Origin of the sequence: Pseudomonas sp. RA_35y_Pfl2_P32 (genome assembly GCF_963970735.1) — a bacterium.
In the GTDB taxonomy this organism is placed as follows: domain Bacteria; phylum Pseudomonadota; class Gammaproteobacteria; order Pseudomonadales; family Pseudomonadaceae; genus Aquipseudomonas.
In genome coordinates this window covers 1-277 of the sequence record NZ_CAXAQF010000419.1, presented here as the reverse complement: position 1 = coordinate 277, position 277 = coordinate 1, and the positions used below count along the sequence as shown (strand labels likewise).

General features: G+C 59.9%; 1 protein-coding gene. It reads left to right on the top strand.

Annotated elements, in window-relative coordinates; all coding sequences use genetic code 11:
* The coding region (locus tag AACY45_RS28980) for an immunoglobulin-like domain-containing protein (RefSeq protein ID WP_339548907.1) at positions 1–277 on the top strand (277 nt) is incomplete at both ends.

Here is a 277-nt window from a genome sequence, read left to right as displayed (position 1 = left end):
TTAGCACGACTATTACCGGGACTACTGGCGGCAACTTCGAAAACCTGGTGCCAAGCACCACGCCAGCCGTTACCACCATCAGTGATTCGACTGACACTACCGGCCTGACCTTGACCGCCACGGGCGGTATCACCGAAGGCGGGCAGATCACCTACACCGCGACCCTGACCAATCCGGCCGGCACGCCGATGACCGTGACCTTAAGCAATGGCTCGGTCATCGTTATCGAAGCGGGTAAAACCACCGGTACCGTGCTGGTCGATACCCCGGCCAACGA